This window comes from Pseudarthrobacter sp. PvP004 (assembly GCF_017876035.1).
Taxonomy (GTDB): Bacteria; Actinomycetota; Actinomycetes; order Actinomycetales; family Micrococcaceae; genus Arthrobacter; species Arthrobacter aurescens_A.
In genome coordinates this window covers 1602531-1627321 of record NZ_JAGINL010000001.1, presented here as the reverse complement: position 1 = coordinate 1627321, position 24791 = coordinate 1602531, and the positions used below count along the sequence as shown (strand labels likewise).

16 protein-coding genes are annotated in these 24791 nt (G+C 61.8%); 7 read left to right on the top strand and 9 right to left on the bottom strand.

Features of this window, described 5'->3' with window-relative positions:
- Positions 1 to 12: 12 nt before the first annotated feature.
- The gene (locus J3A64_RS07370) at positions 13 to 999 is read right to left on the bottom strand and encodes a helix-turn-helix domain-containing protein (protein WP_014921706.1); all 987 of its coding nucleotides are present in this window, start codon (positions 997 to 999) and stop codon (positions 13 to 15) included.
- Positions 1000 to 1184: 185 nt separating this feature from the next.
- Between J3A64_RS07370 and J3A64_RS07365 the strand changes: the two genes are divergently transcribed.
- From J3A64_RS07365 to J3A64_RS07355, 3 genes are all read left to right on the top strand, one after another.
- Positions 1185 to 2219 (top strand): carbon-nitrogen hydrolase family protein, encoded by a 1035-nt coding sequence (locus tag J3A64_RS07365; protein WP_210063942.1) that lies wholly within the window; start codon positions 1185 to 1187, stop codon positions 2217 to 2219.
- Positions 2220 to 3320, top strand: coding sequence for a phenylacetaldoxime dehydratase family protein (locus tag J3A64_RS07360; RefSeq protein ID WP_210063941.1), 1101 nt, complete (start codon positions 2220 to 2222; stop codon positions 3318 to 3320).
- Positions 3321 to 3410: 90 nt separating this feature from the next.
- On the top strand, positions 3411 to 5666 hold the full coding sequence (locus tag J3A64_RS07355; protein ID WP_210063940.1) for a beta-glucosidase: 2256 nt from the start codon (positions 3411 to 3413) through the stop codon (positions 5664 to 5666).
- 21 nt (positions 5667 to 5687) lie between these two features.
- On the opposite strand, the gene J3A64_RS07350 is transcribed toward J3A64_RS07355, so the two are convergent.
- The 6 genes from J3A64_RS07350 to J3A64_RS07325 all read right to left on the bottom strand — a co-directional run bounded on the left by J3A64_RS07350 (position 5688) and on the right by J3A64_RS07325 (position 13222).
- Positions 5688 to 7151 (bottom strand): glycosyltransferase, encoded by a 1464-nt coding sequence (locus tag J3A64_RS07350; protein WP_210063939.1) that lies wholly within the window; start codon positions 7149 to 7151, stop codon positions 5688 to 5690.
- A gap of 145 nt (positions 7152 to 7296) precedes the next feature.
- A complete protein-coding gene (locus tag J3A64_RS07345) occupies positions 7297 to 8199 on the bottom strand; it encodes a diacylglycerol kinase family protein (RefSeq protein WP_210063938.1) in 903 nt (300 codons plus the stop codon).
- 365 nt (positions 8200 to 8564) lie between these two features.
- Positions 8565 to 9608: a zinc-binding dehydrogenase gene (locus J3A64_RS07340; protein WP_011774595.1), complete on the bottom strand. Its 1044-nt coding sequence runs from the start codon at positions 9606 to 9608 to the stop codon at positions 8565 to 8567.
- Between the two features lie 41 nt (positions 9609 to 9649).
- Positions 9650 to 10948 carry a four-carbon acid sugar kinase family protein gene (locus J3A64_RS07335; protein ID WP_210063937.1) on the bottom strand — a complete coding sequence of 433 codons (1299 nt, stop codon included), beginning with the start codon at positions 10946 to 10948 and terminating at the stop codon, positions 9650 to 9652.
- Position 10949: 1 nt separating this feature from the next.
- Positions 10950 to 12215, bottom strand: coding sequence for a RuBisCO large subunit C-terminal-like domain-containing protein (locus J3A64_RS07330; RefSeq protein ID WP_210066076.1), 1266 nt, complete (start codon positions 12213 to 12215; stop codon positions 10950 to 10952).
- A 38-nt stretch (positions 12216 to 12253) separates the two neighbouring features.
- The gene (locus tag J3A64_RS07325) at positions 12254 to 13222 is read right to left on the bottom strand and encodes a 2-keto-3-deoxygluconate permease (protein WP_286176212.1); all 969 of its coding nucleotides are present in this window, start codon (positions 13220 to 13222) and stop codon (positions 12254 to 12256) included.
- A gap of 191 nt (positions 13223 to 13413) precedes the next feature.
- Between J3A64_RS07325 and J3A64_RS07320 the strand changes: the two genes are divergently transcribed.
- The 4 genes from J3A64_RS07320 to J3A64_RS07305 all read left to right on the top strand — a co-directional run bounded on the left by J3A64_RS07320 (position 13414) and on the right by J3A64_RS07305 (position 20241).
- Positions 13414 to 14274: a GntR family transcriptional regulator gene (locus J3A64_RS07320; RefSeq protein ID WP_307807168.1), complete on the top strand. Its 861-nt coding sequence runs from the start codon at positions 13414 to 13416 to the stop codon at positions 14272 to 14274.
- Between the two features lie 1142 nt (positions 14275 to 15416).
- A complete protein-coding gene (locus tag J3A64_RS07315; RefSeq protein WP_307807167.1) occupies positions 15417 to 17630 on the top strand; it encodes a GEVED domain-containing protein in 2214 nt (737 codons plus the stop codon).
- A gap of 86 nt (positions 17631 to 17716) precedes the next feature.
- Positions 17717 to 19198, top strand: coding sequence for a SpaH/EbpB family LPXTG-anchored major pilin (locus J3A64_RS07310; protein ID WP_210063933.1), 1482 nt, complete (start codon positions 17717 to 17719; stop codon positions 19196 to 19198).
- A gap of 113 nt (positions 19199 to 19311) precedes the next feature.
- On the top strand, positions 19312 to 20241 hold the full coding sequence (locus J3A64_RS07305; protein ID WP_011774602.1) for a class C sortase: 930 nt from the start codon (positions 19312 to 19314) through the stop codon (positions 20239 to 20241).
- A gap of 78 nt (positions 20242 to 20319) precedes the next feature.
- On the opposite strand, the gene J3A64_RS07300 is transcribed toward J3A64_RS07305, so the two are convergent.
- Positions 20320 to 21990, bottom strand: a complete 1671-nt coding sequence (locus J3A64_RS07300; protein ID WP_011774603.1) for a sigma-70 family RNA polymerase sigma factor — start codon at positions 21988 to 21990, stop codon at positions 20320 to 20322.
- 411 nt (positions 21991 to 22401) lie between these two features.
- On the bottom strand, positions 22402 to 24756 hold the full coding sequence (locus tag J3A64_RS07295) for a pyruvate dehydrogenase (RefSeq protein ID WP_210063932.1): 2355 nt from the start codon (positions 24754 to 24756) through the stop codon (positions 22402 to 22404).
- Positions 24757 to 24791 lie beyond the last annotated feature (35 nt).

Sequence of the window (24791 nt, the reverse complement as noted above, 5' to 3'; positions counted from 1 at the left end):
GCTGCAGTCCGGTCAGGGCCATTGATCGGGGTCCCGCCGCCGGTCTGCCCAGGCGTCGTCGGCTAGCGGCCGCAGCAATTGCGAGGGCGCGTGTCCGTACCGCTGGCGGAAGGCCCGGCTGAAGTGCGAGGGGTCCGAGAATCCCCACGTAAGGAACAAGTCCGTCAGTGTGCCCTCATATCTTCCGGTCAATAAGGTCTCCCGGATCCTCTTTAGACGTTGCTGCCAGACCCAGCCCATCACTGTCTCACCGTCCGCTGCGAAGGCGCGGTGGATGCTGCTCGGAGATAGGTGAAGGTCGCTTGCGATGGATTTGATACTGAGGGACTCGTCGCCCAGGTTTTCGAGGATATGGGTTTGCACGAGCTTGCGCCGGGAGATTCGGTGCGCGTCCGGGACGCCCCGGGTGAGGCCGCCCAAGCCAGCAACAATCAGATGCTCAACGCCCTGGGAGACCGATAAGGCAACATCGGGAGACAGAACGTCAATATCGTTCGCTAGGAACTGCACTGTATTTACCAGAAGACGTCCAGCCCCCGGATCCGCGTTTACTGCCAGCGCGGTGAGTCTGGCAGCTTCGGGCAAATATCGCTCCAAAGCGGTTCTCGGAAGGCGGATCACGAGTTGCTCAAAGTGGTCGGTCAGCAGCAGTGAATACGGTCGGGTGGTGTCATAGAGCGCGAATCCGCCGTCGTGGAGGGCTGCCGAGCGGCCATCCTGGGTTACCAAGCATGAGCCTTCGGTTTGCATGCCCACGAGATAGTAGTCGTCGGAGGAAGCGTCGATGGCGGCTGGTGTGCGGTGGACGGATTGCGCGGAGGCACGAACGCGGGCCAAATCAATCGACGCCAGCGTCTGGACAGCTATTTCACCGTCTATGGACTCGCGGCCGTCACCCGCCTTGCAGTCTAGGACAACAAAAGTATCAGAGACGGCCTCCGTCCAGAACGAAACACTGTTCCGGGGAGACACCGCCGCTGTGCTCACAACCTTGGCCATGCCCCATCTTACCGTCGCCCTGCGCCCACTCTGCGGTCTATTTCAGAAGGGAAGCGGGGGTGCATTCAACGTGACACTCGCAGTCAACGTTCCTGCGATTCTCGATCAAGAATCCCTCGGAATTGAGACTTACCGTTGAAATGCATTCAGTTTATGACTCGCATCACATGCTTTAGGAGGTCCCAATGACCCACCCCCAGTTCAAGGCAGCCGTAGTTCAGGCAGCACCGGTATTCCTCAATTTGGACAAGACCATCGATAAAACGATCGCCTTGATCGAGGACGCGGCCCGTAACGGCGCGGAGATCATTGCGTTCCCCGAGACCTGGCTCCCGGGTTACCCATGGTACGCCTGGCTCGACGCCCCTGCCCTGTGGCTACCGCAATACACCCAACGCTACTTCGATAATTCCCTCGAGTACGGCACTCCCCAGGCTGAGCGGATCTCGAAGGCAGCCAAGGAAAACAACATCATGGTCAGCATGGGCCTGAGCGAACGCCACGGCGGCAGCCTCTACATCGCTCAATGGTTCATCGACAGTGAAGGGCAGACCATCTCCCAGCGCCGCAAGCTCAAGCCCACCTTTGTGGAGCGCACCATCTTCGGCGAAGGCGACGGAAGCGACCTTGCCGTCTGGGACACCAAGCTGGGCCGCGTCGGGGGGCTCTGCTGCTGGGAGCACCTGCAGCCACTGTCCAAGTACGCCATGTACGCCCAAAACGAGCAGGTCCACGTCGCCGCATGGCCAAGCTTTTCCCTTTATGAAGGTGGCGCTTACGCCCTCGGCCCTGAGGTCAACAGTTCCGCCTCGCGGATCTATGCCGTGGAAGGCCAATGCTTCGTCCTGGCTCCTTGCGCCACCGTATCCCAGGAGATGGTCGACGAAATGTGCATCACCGACATGCAGAAGGCACTCCTGAAAACCGGCGGCGGACATGCCCGCATCTTCGGACCCGACGGCCAGCAACTCCACGAATCCCTCCCGGAAAACCAGGAAGGCCTCATCTACGCTGAGATAGATCTGGGTCTCATCTCAGCGTCGAAGACTGTTTCCGACCCCGCAGGCCACTACGCCCGCCCCGATGTCACCCAGCTGGTCCTCAACAAGGTTCCTCGGCGGGCCGTCATCGACGCCGCCCCGCCAGCGGATTCCGCCCCCGGTCCTGAACAGTTCCGCCACGTAGAGGAGCCAGCCCTTCCAGACATGGCGGAACTCTAGATGGCTCCTGACCCAAGCCGGCAAGACCCGGCTATTGAGTCTTCGATCCCGAGACACTTCACTGTCAAACGGACGCGCCCGAAGCGGGCAGGTGCTGGCTATACGCCGCCCTATCCGTCCTACTCCGTGCGATTCGCGGAAGGCGTCAGCAATCTTGTTTGCGCCTTCCTCGGCGTCCAAAGCAGGGCGCCGCTCTCTCACGAGGCGAAAGTAGCTTCCGCTGGAATGTGGGAGCTGTGTGCCAACGAAGACGGACCGATGTCCCGCGAGCATGCAGTCCACACGGACGAACAAGGCTTCGATAACCAGGTCATCATTGCCTATTGGGACGATGTCGACGCCTATGGTCGCTGGTTCAAGAAGCACCGTGACGCACTGATCGGTGCTGGCCTGGAGCCCTCCGACTACGGCCGCTGGATCGAAGCAGTCACGCCGGAAGCACGCGGGTTTGAGACCCTGTATTCTTCCAATACCTTCCCGGAAGGCGCCGCGCGAATGGCCACAGGAGGATTCACTGGGGAAATCCAGGAGCACGGGTACTGGGGCAGCATGCGCGACCGCCTGCCGATTGCGCAAACCGACGCCCTCGAGCCTGTGGGCGATCCAGTCGTCCCCCGGAACCCGGGGATCGTCCGGGTTGAACCGCACGACAACCTGGCGGTCATCCGTTCCGGCCAAGACTGGAGCCTTTGCGACGACGCAGAACGTGCGTCCTATTTCAGCGATGTGGAACCCCAGCTGAAAGCAGGCATGGACTTCCTGACGACGGAAGGTGCATCGATCGGTTGCTACGCGAACAGGTATATGACGAGCAGCGATGGAAACGGCAATGTCCTTGAACAGAGCTTCGGTCTGAGCTTCTGGCATAGCCTGGAGGATATGGAGAGGTGGGCGGAATCGCATCCCACCCACGTCGCCATCTTTAGGTCCGCCATGACATTCCTGCAGGCAAACGCGGGCGCTAGGCTTCGCCTCAGCCATGAGGTTGCAGTGGTCTCACGCGACCAGCAGTACTACGAGTACAACAATTGCCACGCTGGAACAGGCATGCTCGGCGCCAGGAGGCCGCTGGGAACAGCCACTCCTGGCACTCGGACCTAATCTGCAAGGCGGGCGGCCAGTTCAATCTGTCCGCCCGCCGGCAATCCCGGCATGCGTGGGTGCATGCGCACAGGGTGCAGACTTTAGTACATGAACATGACCGCTGGACGTCGGGCAGCGCTAACGCGGGAGCAGGCTTCGTCAGAGACGATGACTATGGAAAGCAGTGCGTATGGCGAGGCAGTCCGGGCAGTCCGGACGGGTGAAATCAGCGCGGATGAAGCGGCGAACCAGCTGATAGACCGGATGACGGAGGGGGAGGTTCTCGGCCTGCTCGACGGCGACTCGTCCAGGTGGGTGCTCCCGTTCATTCCCGCTCTGCTCGACAGACGACCGTTCGTGGCCGGGGCGGTCTCACGGCTCGGCATACCAGGCATTCGGTTCAGCGACGGTGGCCGTGGTGTAGTGATAGGCGCCTCCACGGCTTTCCCCGTGACGATTGCCCGGGCAGCGACCTGGGATCCATCGCTGGAGGAACGTGTCGGGATCGCTATCGGCTTGGAGACCCGGGCGAGGGGAGCGAACTACTCTGCCTCCGTCTGCGTGAACCTCCTTCGCCACCCCGCGTGGGGCCGGGCCCAGGAATGCTACGGAGAAGATCCGGTGCTCACCGGCCGGATGGGATCGGCCCTTACACGAGGCGTACGTTTGCACGTCATGGCGTGCGTGAAGCACTTCGCGCTCAACTCGATGGAGAACGAGCGCTTCGAGGTGGACGTGGCGGTGGACGAACACGCCCTGCATGAGGTGTACTTGCCGCACTTCAAGGCTGTAGTGGACGCTGGCGCCGATTCCGTCATGAGTTCGTACAACCGCGTGCGAGGCGAGTATATGGACGTCAACCGCGCCCTGCTCACCGACGTGTTGAGGCGGGAGTGGGGTTTCTCCGGGTTCGTGACGAGCGACTGGGTTTTCGGCACCCACGACGCAGTGGCCAGCCTGGAGGCGGGGATGGACGTGGAGATGCCACTGCGGCTGCTACGCGCCCGCGAGCTGCCCGCCGCGCTGAGGAACGGTGTCCTGGCCCGGGCCACAGTTCTGCAATCCGCGCGCCGGGTTCTGCGCACGTGCGTCGAGCATGCCGCGAACCGGGAACTGGCGGCCCCTACTCGCGCCGTTATTGCGTCCCCGGCGCACCGGGCGCTCGCCCACCAAGTCGCTGCGGAGTCGATCGTAATGCTGAAGAACGAAACCGTCGGCGCGGCACCGCTGCTGCCTTTGGCTCCCACCATCCAGCATCTCGCGGTGATCGGACGACTCGCCGCACAAGGGAACCTCGGCGATCATGGTTCCTCACGCGTCCGTCCTCCCTCCACTGTCTCGCCGCTGCAGGGCTTGCGTGAGGCGCTTCCCGGTGTCCTGATATCGACCACCACCGGCCGAGACGAGCGCCGCGCGGCGGCGATGGCCGCCGCGGCGGAGATGGCGATCGTCGTCGTCGGGCTGGACCAGCACGATGAAGGCGAATCTGTTGTCACCGGAGGTGTAGACGTGGGCGTGATCGGCCGAACCTTTGCCTCAGGCCCTCTCCGACAGGTTCTCATTGGACTCGCACACCTGGCCTCGCGCTTCGTCCGGGGCGGCGACCGCAGCTCGCTTAACCTGCGTCCCTCTGACGAGCGGCTTATCCAGGCGGTCGTCGCCGCGAACCCCAGGACCGTCGTCGTGCTTGTTAGCGGCAGTGCGATCCTCACCGAGGCGTGGCGTAATCGCGTGCCAGCGCTCCTCCTTGCCTGGTACGGCGGTATGGAGGGCGGCCGTGCGCTCGCGAGTGTGCTGACCGGCAGTGAGGAGCCCGGCGGACGGCTGCCCTTTGTGCTGCCAACGGATGCCGCGCATCTGCCATTCTTCGACTCCGCTGCCAAGTCCGTGGTCTATGACGCCCAATGGGGTCAGCGCAGGCTCGACGGCGAGGGGCACCGGCCCGCCTACCCGTTTGGATTCGGCCTGGGCTATACAACTCTCGAGCAACGACTCATTGACCACACCTTGGACAGCTCAGGCGGCAACGCGAACGTGCACGTAACGAACAAAGGCCATCGCAAAGGCTCAACCGTCGTTCAGGTCTATGCGGCAGATGTGTCCCTCCGCAGACCTGTGGCCCAACTCCTTGGCTTCCGGAAGGTGACCCTGCAGCCTGGCGCGGAGACCACCGTGCGTGTCGTTTTGGATGCGGGCCCCACCCTGCAGCGTGATTCGACCACACGGCGCTGGTCTCCCCGATCGGGGGTGTGGGCCCTGCAAGCGAGCCAACACAGCCCGGACAGCTGGGAGAACGCCGTCCGCTTGCGTCGCACGGAGGGTCTGATTGACCAGGAAGGTACTTCAGACGTCAAGCCGGCCTGATGTAGTCAGGGGTTCCGCCGATTATTCAGGAAGATCGCGAAACGGGGCCAACGGCCCTTCGACACGGACCGCCAAATGGTCGTCGCCCCGAAGCATGGCGCGGAGCAGCCGACGTTCCTCCCAGTGGAGAATCAGAGACGCTCGGCCTGGGCGCAGGACCATGTCTTCGTCCGGCGTCGTGTACCGCTTCTGCAGATCCGCCAGCTCTTCCTCTTGCAGCAGTGCAACCGTGCTGCCCGAAGCCTGGTCGACTAATCGGACCAATGAGGAGGGGCCGGTGAGATCGGTCGCGACGAAGCGCTGCTCACTGGCGGCAAGAATGGTCCTCTGCGCCGCCCGCGTCACGACCAGCGGACGGGACGGTCCGCCCAGGAGGGCGCCTAGTACGTCGGCCGCAGCATCAGGGCGACCTGTTCTCTGCGCCGCCGCCTGCATCTTTTGCAAACGGCCGGGCTCACGCAGCACCTGATCGATCTTCCAGCCGATCGTTGCCGCTGCGTTGCACCGGACGGCCGCGCCCTGCTCCATGAGGTAGTCGCCGTTGCGTACCTCCTGACCAGGGATCGGGTTCACAAGTACCATCGGCAGCCCCGCAGCCATGCACTCCGACGCCGAGAGCCCACCCGGCTTGCCCACGAACAAATCTGCCCGCTGCAACAGCTGCGGCATTTCCGTCGTGAAGCCGAGCACGCTGTAGCGGTCGCGGGCGGTCGCCACCAGCTTTTCGATGCGTTGCCGCAACGCAATATTGTTTCCGCACACGACTGTCGCCGTGAACGCCGAGCGCATGTGCATCGTTTGCCGCACCACCGAGACAGCGTAGTCGCCGCCGGTCGCACCTGCCGAGATGATCAGCATCGGCGGCTTTTTGGCATCGCGTACGGGCGCTGGACTGGGCTGTTTGGTGATCGGGATTCCCGTGGCAACAACACGGTCGGGAGGAAGACCCAGGGCCATCAGCTCCACCTTTCCCTCCTCCCTGGCCACAAAGATCTTGTGGAACGCCCCGGAAAGGGACAAGCCTTGGAAGTCGTAGTCGGTGGTCACGACAGCTGTCTTGGCGTCGATCACGCCGCGAAGGAGCAGTGAGGCCATCAGCTGGGCCGGGAGGAAATGCGTGCACACAATCGCGGTGGGCCGGAACTGCTTGATGGCACTGATAACCGGGCTGGCATTCAAGCGCGTCCAGGGGTCAATCGGGCCGCGACGCCGGAACGGCGGGTTGCTGATGTCGTAACCCCACTCGACCAACCAGGGCAAGTCCTCCACGAGGACGAAGTAGCCCTTACTCAGCAGCGCTCGGTAGAGCACACTGCTTACCTTCAGCACATCAAGCACCTGCACCTCGGCGATGTCATCGCGTGCGGCACATGCTTGTTGTACCGCGGTCGCTGCGCTGTTATGCCCGGATCCCACGCCTGCAGACAGGATCAAAACGCGCTGTCCGTTGGCGGTGGCTTTGGTTCGTGCCGACGTTGTGCGCATGAGGAGAGGCTAGCAGGGTGCATTCTCCTGAAGACGAGGGCGAGACACGGCAGGAGAGTGCGGCTCCGTGCGGAGACGGGACCTGCAAACGCTGTGCTCATGGGTGGGCGGGAGCCGTGGCATCTTGATGGTGCCGCTTATGGTGTCAGATGATGGTGAGCGCGTGTTTGGCGCTTTCCACCAAAACGTGGGTGTTTGCCGGAACGTGAACTACTTCCCCATCAATCTGGCAGGGAATGGCGTTCCGCGTTGTGAAGGAATAACTGTTGACGCTGGGCTGCGGTCCGAGGCCAAGTGTCACCGCGCGCAGCGTCATTAAGGCCATTCGCCAGCGCCCGGAGTGTGGCAATGTCACAATCTCGAATTGACCGTCGTTGGGGTTGTTCTTATCGCTTACTGTTCCGTATTTTGCCATGTGGGAGATGTTTGCCAGGACAAGACTGTCGAACTGTGCTGTTGCTCCGTCTGCCCGCTCAAGCTCAAACGGCTCCAGACTGGACAGTGTTCTGGTCACGGAGAGAAGTTCAAGGATTTTTCCTTTACCTCCCTTCTCAATTCCGATCGCCATCAAGGGGGTCAGCCCGAAACCTATATAGGAGTGGGCGTAATGGACTTGATCCGCTTTTTCTCCACTCAACGTGATTCGGAGCAGATCCATCGGACGGACCGAACCATTACGGATAGCTTCCGTCAGCTGCCGTACCGGCATGCTCCTGAAGTGGTCGTTGGCGTTGCCTGCGGGTAGAACGGTGCACACTGCCCGAGTAGATGAAATGTCCATGACACCGTTGACGACTTCGTTGTATCCGCCGTCGCCACTGACGGAAATGATGAGTGGAGATCCGTTCGCCGCCGCTGAGCGTGCAAGATCCCGGGCGTGCCCCGCGAAAGCGGTCGGCTGTGTCTCGACTTTCATTTCGGGCAGCGCGGCGAGCAATTCCTGCTCGAGGGCGTCCATCCGCGTGGCCATTCCGGGTCGGGCCGGATTGAAGATCAGGACCACCCGATCAAAGTGTGCTGCAAGAGCGTCAGGTGCCACCCACCGCATGTTTTCCCAAAAGTCCTTTGCAACTACTGACCGTTACTCGGTTTGAATACTTCCAGCCTAGTGTTGGCACCTGGAATTCACATATGGTTCTTGGGCATAGGCAAAAAGGGAGTGTGGAAAATGTCCACACTCCCCGCCACGGACTACCTCTCACACCAATCTGGCTGGCACGGATTGAGCACGTTTCCGCCCCTTTCCACTGTTTTGAGGCCTGGCATTGCGGTCGGGTCCCACCTCGGGCACCACAAACCCGCTCGTCAGAAGGGGTTCGTGCTTTAGCGTGTGCTGCGTCAGATGAAGACCTGCTCCGACATGAAGGGTCAGCTACTAATGGCCGGAGACCGTTTGCCTCCCAGAGGGTCTTATCAGCCGAGGTTCGGGATGAGCAGGACTTTGCAGGCGTCTCCGGTGAGGAGCTCTACGGCTTCGTCAATTTGGCTGAGTTTCATGCGGTGGGTGATGAGCCAGTCAAGTTCCAGTTTTCCGGAGTCCAGTAGCAGCAGGCTTTGTTCCCAGGTTTCCCAGAGCCGGCGGCCGAAGATGCCGCGCAATGTGATGCCCTTTTTGTTGATGTACGCCGCGATATCGACTTCCGCGGGGCGGCTGGGGTGTCCGACGGTGATGACGGTGGCTTCCCGGCGGACGGCTTCGAAGAGGGTTGCCAGTGTGCCTGGTGCTCCGGAGCATTCGAAGGCGACGTCGAAACCGCCGCGGCGGCCGGTTAGTTCGCGGCAGCGTTCAACGATGCCGTCGTTGGGGTGCAGCGCGGTTGCGCCGAGTTTTTCGGCTTGGGCGCGGCGGTAGGGGTTGGGGTCGACGGCGATGACGTGGGAGGCGCCCATGAGTAGAGCCAAGTTCACCACGACGAGACCCACCGGGCCTGCCCCGCTGACGAGCACCGCCCGGCCTGCCACGGAGTAGTTGGCCCGCTGGATGGCGTGGACTGCGACGCCGGCTGCTTCGAGAAGGGCGCCGGATTCCAAGGACAAGCCGGTGGGGAGTTTGACGCAGATGTCCTGCGGCACGGCGGCGTATTCGGCGAAGACGCCGTCGATGTGCATGCCCAGGATGCCGGTCCGTTCGCAGGTGTGGGCGTCTCCGGTGCGGCACGGGAAGCACTGGCCACAGGTCAGGTGGCTTTCGAGGGCAACTTGGTCGCCGACTTTAAGGCCGGTGACGCCGGGGCCGATTTCGACGACGGTGCCCGCGCCTTCGTGGCCGAGGACCACCGGAAGGTTGAGGTTGAAGGCTTGGGCTGAGGGGGTCCATTCGTAGAGTTCGCGATCGGTGCCGCAGAGGGAGGCAGCGCCGACTTCGATGACGACCGATCCCTCGGTTGCCTTGGGGTCGCCGGCGTCGGTGACGTATGAGACGCCTCGTTCAGCTGCGTTTTTGACTACTGCCCGCATGTGGGCCGCCTTTCGTTGGTTCTGGTGATGAGTTGGGGGTGTTAGCTAGGGAGTTCGCCGGCGAATCGGCGCAGGATGTCAGCGGGGCCTACCTGACCGCCTTTGAGCAGGAGTCTGCACCCGCCGACTGTGGAGCCATCGTCGGCTTCCAAGATGGGACCCGCTGTGACGAACTGGTCGGAGACGCGGAGCTGGCGCACGCCCATGGCGATGAGTGCGTGGCTGGAGGTGTCGCCGCCGCAAACGGCGATGTCGCGGGTGAGGCCGGCTGCGGCCATGCGGGCCGCGATGCCGCCGATCAGTGCTCCAACGTAGCCGGCATCAGCCGGTGAGGCGGCTCCATATCGGGGATCCCCGGGACCGCGAGTGGTGTGGACGACGACGTTGCGGCCCTTCTGAAGGGCGTCAGCGACCCGCCGGTCCAGTGAGGCCAGGGCTCCAGCGTCGTGTCCCTGTAGCAGCTCGGCGGGTACTGGCGCGTCCTCCCATCCGTGGGAGACGGCGTCGTTGATCTGTTCTGCTGTGGTGCTGGAGGCAGAGGCGCTGATGGCCAGCACGGGTCCTGAAGGCTGCTGCGGGCCGGGAGTGCGCGGATTCTGGTCAGAAACAGACCGGGCAAGGGCTGCCATGATTCCACCTGAGCCCACAACAAGGGAGGGCCCATGGCCATGCCCCTCCCGGGTGAGCGCTTCAGCGACGGTATCCATATGCTGTTCGTTTACGGCATCGACCACGAAGGCCTGCGCATCGGGGTCCCGGCGCCGGTCTGCCCAGGCGTCCTTGAAAGTCCCGTCGTCATAGGCGGGCAGATGAATGGCTTCGGGTTCCGGAGAGCTGGCCAACTGTTCGGCGAGGACGTGGCGCAGGTCGGCCTCGGCCATGGGGGTGGAGGGGTGCCGAGACATGATGGGGTGGCGGTCCAGCCGGTAGGTCTTGCCTGCGTAGCTCGCGTAGTGGTTGCTGAAGGCTGTAAAGCGGCCGAACCCGGGCTGGGCCGGCACTACGGGGATTGGGCCGTGGAGGGGGAACTGCTGATGCAGCAACTGGATCCCGCGGCCGATGCTGCCAACGGTGGGGGAGCTGTCGAAGGTGGAGCAGACCTTGTAGAGCAGCACTTCCAGGTTTAGTTGCGCAATGCCGGCAAGGTCACGGGCAACCAAGGTGTCGAAAGCTTCCCCAGCCAGGGACCGGGCGGGTCCGGCGATTCCGACGACGTCAGCATCGGTGGGCAGCGGTGAGTCTCCAATGACGAGGACAGCTTCCAGTCCGTATCGATGGGACTGGGCCAGGACATCGGCGGCTCCCGTGAGGTCGTCCGCGACGAAACCAAAAGCGGGCATGTCAGGCACCTTTCCCGAAGGTTTGGACTGCGTGCAGGAGTGCATCGTCCCCGGTGTGGGAACGCTTCTGTGCGGCTTCCTGCAAGGGGACTCCGGCCACTGCAGCTTCCCAAGCTTGTCGGAGGCTGCGCACCCCGGCCCCCGGACCGTCCGGATGGGCCGCGACGCCGCCGCCAGCGAGCATCATGAGGTCTGTGGAGCCCACGGCCTCAAACGTGGGCCCTGGGGTGGTGACGTTTTGGCCCGAGGACAGGACGGGCAGCGGTGCGGTGGTCTGTCCCAGGGGTTCGAGCAGGCTGCGGATGTTCGCGGCGACCTCTTCGTCCAGTTCGTAGAACTTGCTGCCGAGTCCGCTGGCGTGCAGGTGGTCCGCGCCGGCGAGGCGCGCCATCTGCTGCCACACCCGGTAATCCATGCCGAGGCCCTTGGACCGCATCGAGGCGGCGAGGCCGGCGCGGTGGCCGTGGATGGGAACTTCGGCGAAGCTGCGCAGCAAGGCCAATGCGGGAAGGCCCATGACCGGGATGTTCAGCATCACGCAGCGGCCTCCGGCGTCGACGACGAGGTCATGGCGCTTCTTGAGGCCGGCGAGGTCTCCGGTGATGTTGAAGGCATACATGGTGGAGTGGCCGGTGACCTGTTCTGCGGCGCGGATTTCTTCGGTGGCCACAGCAACCCGGCGTTCCAAGGGCAGGTACGCGGGGTCGGTCATCAATTCGTCGTCTTTGATGAGGTCGATGGAGGCCATGGCCAAGTCCCGCACGACCACCCGGAATTCCTCTTCCGAAAGCCCGACGTTGGGTTTGACGATGGTTCCCACCATGACGCCTTGTACATCGCTGATGAGTTTACGCGTCCCCTCGATGCCGAAGGCAGGGCCGGGATGGGCGGCGACAAAGTCTTCGGGCAAGGCTATGTCCTGCAGTCGGCAGGCATACAGCTCGCCCAGTTCAAAGAGGTTACCGGCTATGGCAGTCTGCAGGGTTGCCAGGTCCGTGCCGATATTCTCCATGGGGAAATCGACGGTGACGAGGGCGGCACGGACCTTCTCCGGGGTTGCCCGTGATGGCAGTGAGGGCCGGCAGAAGCCGAGCTCCTGGACATCTGATATACGGGCGGCGTGCCTCTCACGGATGCGGGCAGACTCGCCGGGTACCGGCATGAACGTGCCGCTGGATTGTTCGCCTGCCATGATGGCCGCGGCTTTTGCAGGGTCGATTTCCGACTCAAGGTAATAGGTGCATCGCACCGAGCGCGGATCGCGCATGGTCTCTCCGTCCATGAAGGGGATGTACAAGTAATGGTTCAGACTGCGGCGGGGACCGGATCGGCTGGCTGCAGGCCTCCGGCCCGCTTCAAGGCCCAAGAGGCGACGATCGGGGCAAGCAGTGCTGTCACGAGAACTGCCGTTGCGGCCTGGGCTGACGCGGAGGCGACGAAGGGCTCGAACCTGGGGTCTGCGACGGCGACCACTGCAGGTACGGCGACGGCGTTGCCGGCCGTTGTGCCGGCCGCGAACCCGATACCGCTTTTGGAACCGCGCCTGAGGATGAACCGGTACCCGAGATAGGTCAGGCCGCCGGTGAAGACGACGACGATCAGGCCGAGGAAGATCCCGGCGAAACCGCCGGTGAGCACGGTTTTCAGGTTGATGCCCGTTCCAACAGCGAAGGACATGAAGGGGATCACGATGTTCGGAACATGGTCCAAGGCTTTCGTCCACTCCCGGTCAACGGCGCCGATGAAGAGGCCGATGATGAACGGGATAAGTGCCGCGGCGAAGGCGAGCACGGGAATATCGCCTAGCCCTGATGCACCCAGGAAGATCAGGGCCAAGAACGGCCCATCGTCAAAGGCGCTGGCCACGTAGGCGCCGGTGTCCCTTTCGTCGCCATACTGGCCGGCGAAGGCCAGCCACAAGGCGCCGTTGCTGTTACCAAAGATCGCCAGCATGGCCAGGATTGATACCCCTGCAATGCCATCGATGCCGACCACCAGGCCCAGGATCACGGCGATGGTGGCCGGGATCAACGTCTTGCAAACCAGGACAACCGTGGTGGTGGATGCGGCGGCCTTGCCGCTGTGGCTTCCGGTGATTTGAGCGCCGGTGGCCAGGATCAGCACCGCGATCAGCGTCAAGGCCCCGTCCTTGAAAAGCGCCGTGGTGAAACCGCCGATTTTCAGGGCTTCGGGCGCAAAGGTGTTCATCAGTACGCCCAGCATGAGCGGTATCAGCATCATGCCGGCGGGCACCTTCTGGAGGAAGGCAAACATCGGTATCCGAGAACGCCCGGACCTCAAATGCATCTGCGTCATTATTCGACCTTTCTACGCCATTGTATGTTCCAGCCGACGGATCAAGTCCGTACAATTAGTACGTACATTACATGTGGGGTGGATCACTCGTCAAGGATGAGATGAGGCCCGGGCGGGCTATGATGTGCTCGAACGCCAAAGGAGTCAGTGTGAGTGTGCAACCCACCGGGGGAGAGCCCCGGGAACGGTCCAACGGCCTGAACCGTGCGGAGGGGCCGCCCCTGCATGCGCAGATCCGGGACATCCTTCACCGGCAGATCCTGGACCGGCCATTGCTGCCCGGTTCTCCGCTGCCCACTGAGGAGGAACTCCAGAAACAGTTCGGCGTCTCCCGCAGTGTCGTGCGCCAGGCGTTGTCCGGACTTTCAGACCTCGGGCTCATCCGCCGCCAACGCGGCCGCGGCAGCGTGGTGGCCGCCGCACCGGTCCTCCGAAGGCATCTGCAACAAGCCGGAGGACTTGACGAACAAGCAGCGGCGCACGGCCAGCGCCTCCGAACCCACGTCATCTCCGTGGAACACGCCACCCCGCCTGAGCCGGCGGTAGAGGCTTTGAACACCACCAACACCTGGAAAATCGAACGCATCCGCTACCTGGAAGAGACCCCAGTGGCGTTCATGCGCACCTGGGTTCCCCGCGACCTCTTTCCGCACTTCACCAAAGAGTTGCTGGAAAACGCATCACTTCTTGGCGTCATGCGGGAGCATGGCTACCACCCGGCAGGCGGACCCCGGCAAGTTCAGGCAGTGGCGGCAGATGCCGACCTTGCACAAAAACTCGAATCCAATACCCGCGAACCCCTCCTCCTGCTTCAAGGGGTAACGAGTGACGCGCTCGGTCATGGCCTCGAATGGTTCAACGTCTGGCACAGCCCCAACACCGTCTTTGACGTCGACGCACAGGTAACCTCACAGCCAGGGCGCGTGTCGCAGGATCACATCAGCCGCCTGCGGAGCCTGACCCGGCAACTTGAATCCGAACTGGCAGAAATTGAACGAGGTGTCCGTTAAGGGCGCTGATGACGACGGTGACTTGGGGCAGAAAAACAACCGCGTTTCCCGCGGTGGGGAGCGCGGTTGGCTTTGTGCCTGCGCCGAACGGCCGTATCGAGTAAGTGTCCGCACTCACTGTCCCGGACTGGGCCGAACACCCACCGGACGGCCACTGATTCCGCACGTCCGCCTCTTCGCAGTCTTTCCAGGGCCTGAATCCCATTCGAGTCCCGGTTCGTGCACTGCAGGGTTGTCGGCGGCCAGCTGCCGGTAAATCGACGGCGTCCAAGCCGTCTCTGCGGCATTGATACCCGGTCGTCTACTCTGGGCGATCCGGATAGCTACCCTCCGTTCTTCCAAGGCCATCTGCCCCCTCGGGAACGACCCACTAGATAAGATTCCCCGCAACTCCATGGTTTGGTTTTCGTTTTGGTCAGCTGCACTGGCAGCGGGGACTGCAGAGTCAGATTGCGCCCGGGTAACCGACATAGCAGCGGGTAGATGGCGCCGGTGAAGGGTGTCGAACGCCCAAAGGCCGCCCTCCCGCACTTTGGCGATGAGGGCGGGATTCGAACATTCCACGTGCGGGAGCTGAGGGCTCGCCAACGACGGCCTCAAGCGGCGTCAGTAATAGGTGACTATCAAAAACTTCTGAGAATCTGCGACACACTCGGCGCTGATTCGCATCTTCATTAGTGGAGCGTCGCCCTTGCGTAAAGTGCGCGCGCTGCCCTGTACACATGTCGCTCCCGCAGCTGGAGCGAATGCGCAAGAGTTCTCGGAAGGACACTCCATTGAAGTTTTCCCGTGGGGGAGCGACAGCCCTTGTTGCTGCCTTGATGGTGGTCCTGGGAGGGCTGTCATTCGGCGTGCCCGCTCAGGCATATGAGGTGGCGACTACTCCGGCGAATGTGGGTGGCGGTGTTGCCGTGCTGACGATGCCCGGGTCGGGTCTGACCGCAACCTTCGACCAGTCGGGGTTGACGGGCTTAGTGGGGAGGACGACGCTGAATAGCCGGGGATATGTCGGCTCCGACTACCCCCAAGGCGTTCCCGGGACTTCTCCAGCTGTCGAGTTTGCTACTGATGCCACAAATAACTGCGCAGCCAGCGGCCCGTGCTCAGGTCTGGGTACAGTCACTGTCGCTTTTAGTCAGCCGGTGAGAAATCCAGTGTTAAATCTGGCAGGCATAGGCGGCTTCGTGCTGTTGGACGAAGATGACGACGGCGACGTGGATCGTCAATCGCAGTTGCATGTGGTCCTTAACCTTGCCACGGGCGGTTTGACGATGAGCAAGCTGTCCGGGAGTAACCTTGCAGTTAACGGCAATTCCATTACGGCTATTGATGACAAAACTGGCACTGCGTGCAACACCACTGCTCAAGCCGGAGATCCCAGTCCCCTGAATGCCGGGGCCACAGCTGCGTGTGGATCGGTGCGCGTGAACGGTGTTGTGACGTCGTTGACCTTCAATGTCAGCAGCGTCTTCGTTCCCGTCAGCAGCGCGATGCCAGGTTACACGAATAGTGATATTCAGGACCCTGAACACAACGCGGACAACTTCGTCATGGCCGTAACGGTTCCGCAGGACTTCGGGGATGCCCCGGCGTCCTACGACCAAAACAACGCTGCTCGGGCAGTCATATCGGACGTCACGCTGGGTAGCAACATCACTGAAGACAACCCTACCGTCGCCAACGGCACAGCGTCACCGAACGCCAGTGCGACAGCAGCGCTGGACCAGATGGACGATGGCGTAGTGCTGGCTCCTATGACGGCGGGGGCAACAAGTTACTCCACAACCGTCGCCATTAGCGGTGCCAGCAAGGCCGGTATCACGTGCGGATGGATTGACCTTAACAAGAACAACACGTTCGACAACACAGCCGAACGTGCCTGCGCCAACTTTGTTGCCGGAGCTACGTCGGCCACGCTAGCCTGGTCCGCTGTTCCCGCGACTCTGACTGCCGGGACCACGTACGCTCGCTTTCGGATCGGCTACACCGCATCGCAGATTCAAGTGCCGATTGGGCCATCCAACTCCGGCGAGGTCGAGGACTACCTCGTCACCATCGCCCCCGCAGGCGTCCCTGCCATCACGCTGCTCAAGACCGTCGACAAGACGACTCTTGTGGCCGGCCAGACGGCAACCTACACCTTCGTCGCCAAGAACACAGGCAACGTCACTTTGACCGGTGTCGTGATAAGTGAAACTCAGTTCTCCGGCACAGGGACCATGTCAGCTTTGACTTACTCCTGGCCGGGGGTGCCCGGTGTGTTGCTGGCAGGACAATCGGTAACTGCCACGGCCACCTACGTTGTGACCCAGAACGATAGCACCACCGGGGTTCTGACCAACACCGCCAAAGTCACCGGCAATCCACCCATAGGTCCACCGGTCACCGCCACGGACGATGCAGAAATCAAGGCGCCCCCGGCGTGGAAGATTAAGAAGACCGCCACGGTCAACGGTGCAGTTCCCGCGAACGGATCGGTAACGCCCGGCGAAACCATCAACTACTCAGTGACAGCGACCAGTCTCAGCGGCATCATCACCGGAGTGGTCCTCAAGGACAATCTCGCTGACGTTCTGGACGATGCCACGTACGTCCCCGGCTCGGCAACCCTCACCATAGGTACAGGAACCCCTGTTGCGGTGGCGGATCCTGTAGCCCCGTCAACAACATTGACAACGGCCGCTTTCACGCTTCCGGCCGGTCAAACAGCGACATTGCGCTACAGCGTGACAGTCAATACCGGTGCCTGGAATGCCACGTTGGTTAATACTGTCAGTGGCGGCGGCAGCACCTCTCCCCAAACCTGCGCCGAATCAGGCTCCTCCGGTCCCGGCCCCGACTGCATCACCACACACCAGACATCCGCCAAGGTCCTCATCGAAAAGATCGGTGAATCCTCTGACGAGGAGTGGGTCAGAATGGCCGGCTCGTCCTGGACGATCTACACCAACAATAACGGCGTCCCCGGACCTGCCCTTGTAAGCCCAACCGCGGTTGCGGTCGCAGGCGAAACAGGTTTGTTCCAACTCGAGGGAATCGAACCCGGTATCTATTGGCTCGAAGAGACCACGGCACCTGAAGGGTTCAACCTGTTGGCCGAACCTGTGCAGTTCACCGTTGCAGCTAACGGCGCGGTGACAGTCGGACAAGGCAGCGGTACGGGCATCGTGACCAACGGTGACAGCGACGGTGATGGGATATTCCTCCTTACCGTGCGCGACGTGCCCGCTTTGGAAATGCCCGAGTCCGGCGGCATCGGCTGGTGGCCCTTCACCGCAACCGGATCGGTTCTCGTCCTCACGGCCCTCGGCCTGGGACTGGCCAGCGTGCGTCGCCGAAACATCACCATCACTTAGGCCTCCCGGAGGCCGCTAGCGCGGCAGTCCCGGAACACAGAATGTTCACTCCCGAGCATCCGTACCATCAATAGAAAGAGACACAAGTGAGTAATCCCAGCTCTTTGCGGTTACTGAAAACCGCCGCCGCGACAATGGCCGGGGCGGTGCTGGCCATGTCGTTCTCCATCGCACCAGCCTCCGCAGCGCCCCTTGTCGATGGCGACCAAACCGGTTCCATCACCGTCCACAAGTTCGAACGCCCGACGACGCCCACAGGCCTTCCAAACAACGGCACCGCCGTGGAAACTACTGGACTGACGCCTTTGGCCGGCATCGGATTCACGATCCAGCAGGTCAACACCATCGACCTGTCCACGAACGCCGGCTGGGACTCAGCCCACAACCTGAGCAGCGTCTTCGCTCCGTCGGACGCAGCTGGTTCCATCACGGGCGCTGGATACACTTTGGGTGCGGGACAGGCACAGACCACCGCTGCTGATGGCAGCGCATCGTTCGCCAACCTCCCCCTCGGCCTGTACTTGGTCACCGAGACCAACTATCCGGCCGGCGTCACCCCGGCAGCTCCGTTCCTGATTTCCGTGCCATTGACGGACCCGGACAACAAAGACAAGTGGATCTACGATGTTCACGTCTACCCCAAGAACTCGATTGCCGGGGCCGAGAAAACCGTTACGGATGCCCCTGATGTGAAGCTGGGCGACCAGATTGACTTCACCATCACCGGTGACATCCCCAACGAAGCAGTCATTGACGGGTACAAGATCGTCGACGTGCTCGACCCCAAGCTGACCTACGTGGGCGCCACGGCTACCCTGCTTGATGGCACGCTTATCACCGAAGGCACTCACTACAACGTCCTCTTCGACGCAGCAACCAACACTGTCTCCGTTGTCTTCACCGATGCCGGTCGTGCCGTGCTTGCTGCACACAATGCCACTCGCGTCCAGGTTGTTGTGAACACCACCGTGAACACCATCGGTGAAATCGAAAACGAAGCACTGGTCTACCCGAACCTTCCCAGCTTCACGGTCACCCCGGGTCAGCCCGGTGGCCCGATCGTGACGCCCCCGGTAGTTACCAAGTGGGGCGAAATGACGCTTCAGAAGGTAAACGAGAACGGCACTGCTCTAGCTGGGGCTTCCTTCTCGGTTTACACCAACGAAGCTGACGCGCTGGCCGGTACCAACCCTGTCGTGCTGAACGGCCAGAGCATCTTCACCGTCGCTGCCGATGGCACCATGACCATCTCCGGTCTGCGCTACTCCGACTGGGCAGATGGCACAGCTGTTGCACCGGGTTCGGCTGACTACCGCACCTATTACTTGGTCGAGACCACAGCCCCGGCCGGGTACGAGTTGCTTGCTGAGCCGATCTCCTTCCTGATCAACTCTGCCAGCACGAGCGTCGGCATTGACCTGAGCGTAAAGAACATCGCGTCCAACGGCGGCTTCGAACTGCCACTCACCGGTGGCACGGGAACCGGATTGCTGTATGCAGCCGGTGCCCTTCTGGTTGTTGGTGCAGGCCTGCTGTTCGTACGGAACCGCAAGACCACCAACAGCTAACATCTGCGGAGCCGCAAGTAGGCGCCCAGCTAGCGAAAGTGGGGGAGAGCGCGTCACAGCGCCCTTCCCCACTTTGAAGTTTCAGCACTAAACCCCTCCGCTATAGGATCCTGATGACTCACAACGCAGCCCCTTCCCGTCGTGACCTCGGCCGAGTCATCGGACCATGGAGCAAACAACGAATCCTCGTGGTCCTGATCGCCATCACGGGTGTAGGTATCCTGCTCTACCCAACAGCCGCCGCATGGTTTTCAGACCGGGTCCATGCCACCGAAATCAGTGGGTACGTCGCCACTGTCGAAAATCTGAATCCCTCCGAAAAAACATCGATCCTTGACTCGGCAAGAAAGTTCAACGAAGAACTTCCTTCCGGCCCTCTCCGGGATCCCTATTCCCTCAATGAGGAGGGCAAACAAACCACTATCGGCGCAGGTTCAGACGCCTACCAGAATCTCCTGGATGTGGGTCCCGGCGGAATGATGGGCAGGATAAGTATTCCTTCCATTCATACGGACCTGCCAATTTTCCACGGCACGGACGAAGACTCGCTGTCCAAGGGTGCAGGACACCTCTTCGGTTCGGCACTGCCAGTTGGGGGACAGGGAACCCATGGTGTTCTCAGCGCGCACTCGGGTTTCGTCAACGCCACCCTTTTCGAGGACCTCGATAAAGTCGCTGAAGGCGATACGTTCAGCATCAGCGTCCTGGACCAGACCATTTACTACAAAGTCGACTCCATCCAAACCGTTCTGCCAAACCAAACGGACGCGCTTCGAAAGGTGCCCGACAAGGACTACGTAACTCTCGTCACCTGTACACCCACAGGCGTCAACAGCCACCGTCTGCTCGTCCGCGGCGAACGCACGGAGGCGCCAAGTGCCGAGAGCCCGCAAACAATGCCCAGTCGAGCGTCGGACCCGGGCTTCCCTTGGTGGGTATTGGGCCTCATTGGCGCGGCAACGGTTGCCATTCTCATCACCCGTCCGCAGGAGACACCTCAAGGCATCGGGGCGACTCAACCCCCCGCAACCATCCACGCCTAGCCGCCCTCGGCTTCGAAAATCGGCGCTCCCGGCCCATGCGCAGGGTTCGAACAAGGCGGCCAGGTGACTTGTGAGTGCTCAGAACCTATTGGAGAAGGAAAGCGGAGCGAGCCCGGTTCCAGTGAATCCATAGTCGACTGTGTTTTGGGAGATTGAGTCTTTTCGGGATACTCCAAGCGTGAATTGGAGGTTGTCTGGGTCCACCCGGGTGCTAGTGCATTGGATTCGCTTTGTGTCGGTGTTCGGGGACGCGCAGTTCCATCCATCAGGATGAGAGAGTTTTCCTGGGATCAGGTGTGCACCTTCTGATACTGAGAAGTCTACTTCAGCGGTGTCAGGTGTCTTCTGGCCGAGTAAATTGAAGGTTATCGTGATGTGGACATCGGCTGCGGCTGTGCCAGGCCCTGAACTAAAGTCTGCGGTTATCAGTTGTGGCGTGGTTTCGCTGGACGATGGTGTTGGGCTGGGGGTCGTGGGCCCAGTGGGTGCCGGGCCAGGCGTAGTGGTGAGTATCGGCGCCGGAGTCCGACTTGTGCCGGGTAGCGGCGTCGAAGGCGGGCGGGATCCCTGTGAGGTGGCATTCGGCGTCGGCGACGGGACGGGACGGCTCGCAGAGACGGGAAACACGGCCGGACTGTTTCGCGCGCTGTTGGGAGCCGGGAACGGTTGCGGATTCGGGAGGAGCTCTTTCGTGGGGGGAGCGGAGGCAACTGACGTTGGTTGCTCCCGCGCGGCAGGTGTCCGACTGTTGTCCATTGTTGGGGATTTGGTGACCGGGCTGCCGTTTGCTGAAGCGGCAGCTGGTAGATAGCCCGCCTCTGCTCGTTCTGCACCATCAGTTCTGGCGGCGGCCAAGCCGAAGGTGGCGCCCACAATGACGGCCGCTCCGGTCAGGGCCACTGCCCCGGCTTTCAGCATAGTGGACATGGATTTCGGGGCGGCCCCTGCACCGGCGCCAATCAGCGTACCGGCGACTGCAGGGACGCCAGCGGTAAACGCCATGCCCGTGATCAGCGGGAAGATGACGACTCTCATGGAGGATTGGACGTCGTTCAGGTCCACAAGCAGGGCCGTGCATTTGGAGCATGACTCAAGATGAGCACGGAGCTTATCCTGGGAGCGTCGGCTGAGTCCATTGCGGGAATATGCTCCGAGCTTGTCTGAGTATCCTTCGCACTCCTCGCCTGATGAGGCTTTGATGTGGTGCTGCAAGTATGCCTGCCGTAGGGCTTCCCGGGCACGAATGGCCAGAGACGATACCCCGTTAGGAGTTACCCCTAGAATTTTCGAGGCGGCCGCCGGTTTCATTCCCTCGACGTCGATATACCAAAGGACTTCTTGCCAACGCTCAGGTAGGGACTTGAACGCTGTCGCCACTGTGCTGGACTCAAATTCGGCCAGTACGGGGTCGTTAAATTCGTCAGTCCGGTCTAGCGCTAGGCTGTCGGAACCCGGCAAGCTGCGGGCCGCCGATCGGTTTTGAGCCTGCGCGGTACGCCGTACAGCTGTGAGTAGATAGGCCCGAAAGAATGAATCGGGCCCCATGCCACGCAAGAGGGCCCGGTGGACGGAGGCGAACGCATCCGAGGCAATGTCCTCGATATCGGCGGGGTTGTTGGCTTGCCCGGCTGCGACGTACCGTGCCATGTCCCAGTGCCGGTCAAACAGAGTCCCAAAGGCGTCCTGGTCTCCCGATCTAACTCTCAGGATGAGCTCGGCATCGCTTGCAGCCTCGGTTACAGATGCCACTGATTTTCCTACCTTCTGGGTTTATATCGTTTTCTGGCGTTTCATACTGAGTTGAAAAAATTGGGCTTTGGTGCTGGTTTGGCGGTCAGAGTAGGAGAACTTGCCGGCGTGACTATGGGGCCAGCCCTGATGACGATTCCAACCAGCGCTTCCACCAGGCCAGGTGGACCTAGGCTGGTCTACGCGCACTGCCCGCTGCGCACTCCAAAGCAAGTGGGTGACTAGGCGATATGGATGAATTGTCGCGATCGAGCAGTGAGAGCATGTCCACAGCAGCCGATAACCCTCCTACTTATAAAGTGTGTGCAGCGGGCCATATCTGTCGCGAAATGATGAAAATGTGTTCGGAAACACTCTTGGCCGACCCATTCTGGTTCAAACGGCCGGTGGACAACCCTTGTAGCCGTGCTATCACGGGACTAAGTCCAGGACAGCGCGGACGATGCTGCCGGTGTCGATCCCGTGGTAGCGGTAGACGTCGTCGATGCCTCCAGCCTGGCCGAAGGCGTCTACGCCGAGGTTGCGGCTTTTTACCTGATGCACGCTGGCGAGGAATGCGAGTGTGTGGGGGTGGCCGTCGAGTACGGTGACCATGGGGACGGCACGCTCGCGGGGGAGAATTTGATCCAAGATCCACGATTGTGCGTCCTGGTTCTGCCCATTTCGGCTTTGCAAGGCTTCGTAGAGCAGGCCAGGGCTGGTGACACATACGACGTCAACGGGGATTCCTTGGGTGGCGAGTCGCTCGGAGGCTGTGAGGGCTTCCGGGACCATGGCCCCCATGGCGACTATCGTCGCGGCCGGTGTCGTGGCTGCGAGGAGCATGTAGCCACCGGCGACCACTTGGCGACGGCGACGCTCGCGGGCGGCGGGATCTTCCGGGATCGCTGCCAGTTGCTGGTCAACCGGTTTTGTGGAGAGCCTCAAGTAGGCGGACTTGCCGTCAGCTCGTCCGAGTTGGGACATTGAGGCGAGCAGTGTCCACTCGACATCGATGGCAAAGGCCGGTTCGTAGCTGGTGCAGCCGGGCTGTTCCAGTCCGATGGAGGGAGTTTTGATGGACTGATGGGCCCCGCCCTCGGGTGCGAGCGTCACGCCCGAAGGCGTGCCTACCAAGATTGACTGGCCGCCGGCGTAGATGCCGTATGACCACGGTTCCAAGGCACGCTCGACGAACGGGTCATAGACTACACCGATCGGGAACAGCGGCTGGCCCCAGCGGCTCCAGGTCGCGCCGAGCTCGCCCAGAAGGCTGACCAGGTTGACTTCAGCGATGCCGAGTTCGATGTGCTGCCCGGTGGGCTTTTCTCGCCAGTGCATGACGGTCTCTGCGTCATCGCTGAACCAGTTCGGGCGCTCTTCAACGGACCACACTCCCACCTTGTTCAGCCAGCCGGCGAGATTGGTGCTGGAACTCACATCCGGGCTGACAGTCACCAGGCGGCGGGCGACTTCGGGCGCGGCACGGTTGACGTCCAACAGCGTGCGGCCCAGGGCTGCCTGCGTGGTTGCCGTGCCAGAGGGCGTCCTGCCGAAATCTGCCGGTACCGCAGGCGGGGCGACGGCAGGTTCGGCAACGCGACGGAGGTTTTCAGCTGTGGTTCCTATCAGCTGCCCCTCGGGGCATGCGGGGTCGAACCGATTCCAAGGTGCGTCTGGGTTCTCGCCCAATCTGGCGGCGAGTTGGCGGTACTGATCGACGGTGAGCAGCGAGGAGTGGTTCTGGGGATGGCCCTCGGTGGGCAGTCCGTTTCCCTTGACGGTGTAAGCGATAATTACAGTGGGGCGGGTGTCATCAATCTGGGAGTAAGCCTCGCGCAACGCGGCAAGGTCGTGCCCACCCAGGTTCCTGATGGCCAGCGTCAGGGTTTGGTCCTCGACGTCGGCAATGAGTTCCGCGATGGCCGCAGCCCGTGCGCCCTCGCCGGGGAGCCGGCGGCGCAGTTCTTCGACAGAGCAGCGCAGGAGCCTCTGGTATTCGGGGTTTGGCATGTCAACAATCCGCTTCCGCAGCGCGTCACCTCCGGTCCTGGCCATGAGACTTTCCAAGACGTGACCGAAGCGCACGGTGATGACCTGCCAACCAGCGGCAGAGAAGAGACGCTCGATTTTGCCCGCTGCAATGTTTGGCACCACCCGGTCAAGGGACTGCCTGTTCAGGTCGACGATCCAGACGATCTCACCAAGATCCGCAACGTTGGAGTCCAGAACGGCTTCCCAGACGGCGCCCTCGTCCAGTTCAGCGTCGCCGACGAGCGAGTACTGGCGCCCACGGTTCGGTGTGCCGCTCACGGTCTCGATGTATCGCCGCGAAATAGCACCCCAGATGGGGGCTGTGGCTCCGATGCCGACGGAGCCCGTGGAGTAGTCAACCGGATCCGGATCCTTGGAACGGCTGGGATAGCTCTGCAGCCCGCCGAACTCACGCAACGTTGTGAGGTACTTTTCATCCAAGCTGCCCAACAGATAGTTGATGCCGTGGAGCACCGGCGAAGCGTGGGGCTTCACCGAGACTCGGTCCTCGGCGCGAAGCTGTCCGAACCAGAGCGAGGTCATGATCGTGGCAATGGAGGCACTCGAGGCCTGATGCCCGCCTACCTTGATGCCGGATGTGTTCGGACGCACCTTGTTTGCGTGGTGGATGATGGATGTCGCAAGCCACAGAACACGGCGTTCTATCGCTGCAAGTGCCTTCAGTTGGGGGTCGTCGGAGGTCGAGACGGTATTCGCCGCCAGCTCATCATCAGTGAGTGGGGTCAGGTTCATTGGATGCCTTAAAGTGTGTTCGTAGGTCATGGGGG

Coding starts and splice junctions, on each gene's coding strand:
- J3A64_RS07295 (WP_210063932.1), bottom strand. CDS start 24,756: ATGAACCTGACCCCACTCACTGATGATGAGCTGGCGGCGAATACCGTC.
- J3A64_RS07370 (WP_014921706.1), bottom strand. CDS start 999: ATGGCCAAGGTTGTGAGCACAGCGGCGGTGTCTCCCCGGAACAGTGTT.
- J3A64_RS07335 (WP_210063937.1), bottom strand. CDS start 10,948: ATGCCCGCTTTTGGTTTCGTCGCGGACGACCTCACGGGAGCCGCCGAT.
- J3A64_RS07345 (WP_210063938.1), bottom strand. CDS start 8,199: ATGCGGTGGGTGGCACCTGACGCTCTTGCAGCACACTTTGATCGGGTG.
- J3A64_RS07305 (WP_011774602.1), top strand. CDS start 19,312: ATGACTCACAACGCAGCCCCTTCCCGTCGTGACCTCGGCCGAGTCATC.
- J3A64_RS07330 (WP_210066076.1), bottom strand. CDS start 12,215: ATGCGCGATCCGCGCTCGGTGCGATGCACCTATTACCTTGAGTCGGAA.
- J3A64_RS07325 (WP_286176212.1), bottom strand. CDS start 13,222: ATGTTTGCCTTCCTCCAGAAGGTGCCCGCCGGCATGATGCTGATACCG.
- J3A64_RS07350 (WP_210063939.1), bottom strand. CDS start 7,151: ATGCGCACAACGTCGGCACGAACCAAAGCCACCGCCAACGGACAGCGC.
- J3A64_RS07355 (WP_210063940.1), top strand. CDS start 3,411: ATGAACATGACCGCTGGACGTCGGGCAGCGCTAACGCGGGAGCAGGCT.
- J3A64_RS07360 (WP_210063941.1), top strand. CDS start 2,220: ATGGCTCCTGACCCAAGCCGGCAAGACCCGGCTATTGAGTCTTCGATC.
- J3A64_RS07340 (WP_011774595.1), bottom strand. CDS start 9,608: ATGCGGGCAGTAGTCAAAAACGCAGCTGAACGAGGCGTCTCATACGTC.
- J3A64_RS07365 (WP_210063942.1), top strand. CDS start 1,185: ATGACCCACCCCCAGTTCAAGGCAGCCGTAGTTCAGGCAGCACCGGTA.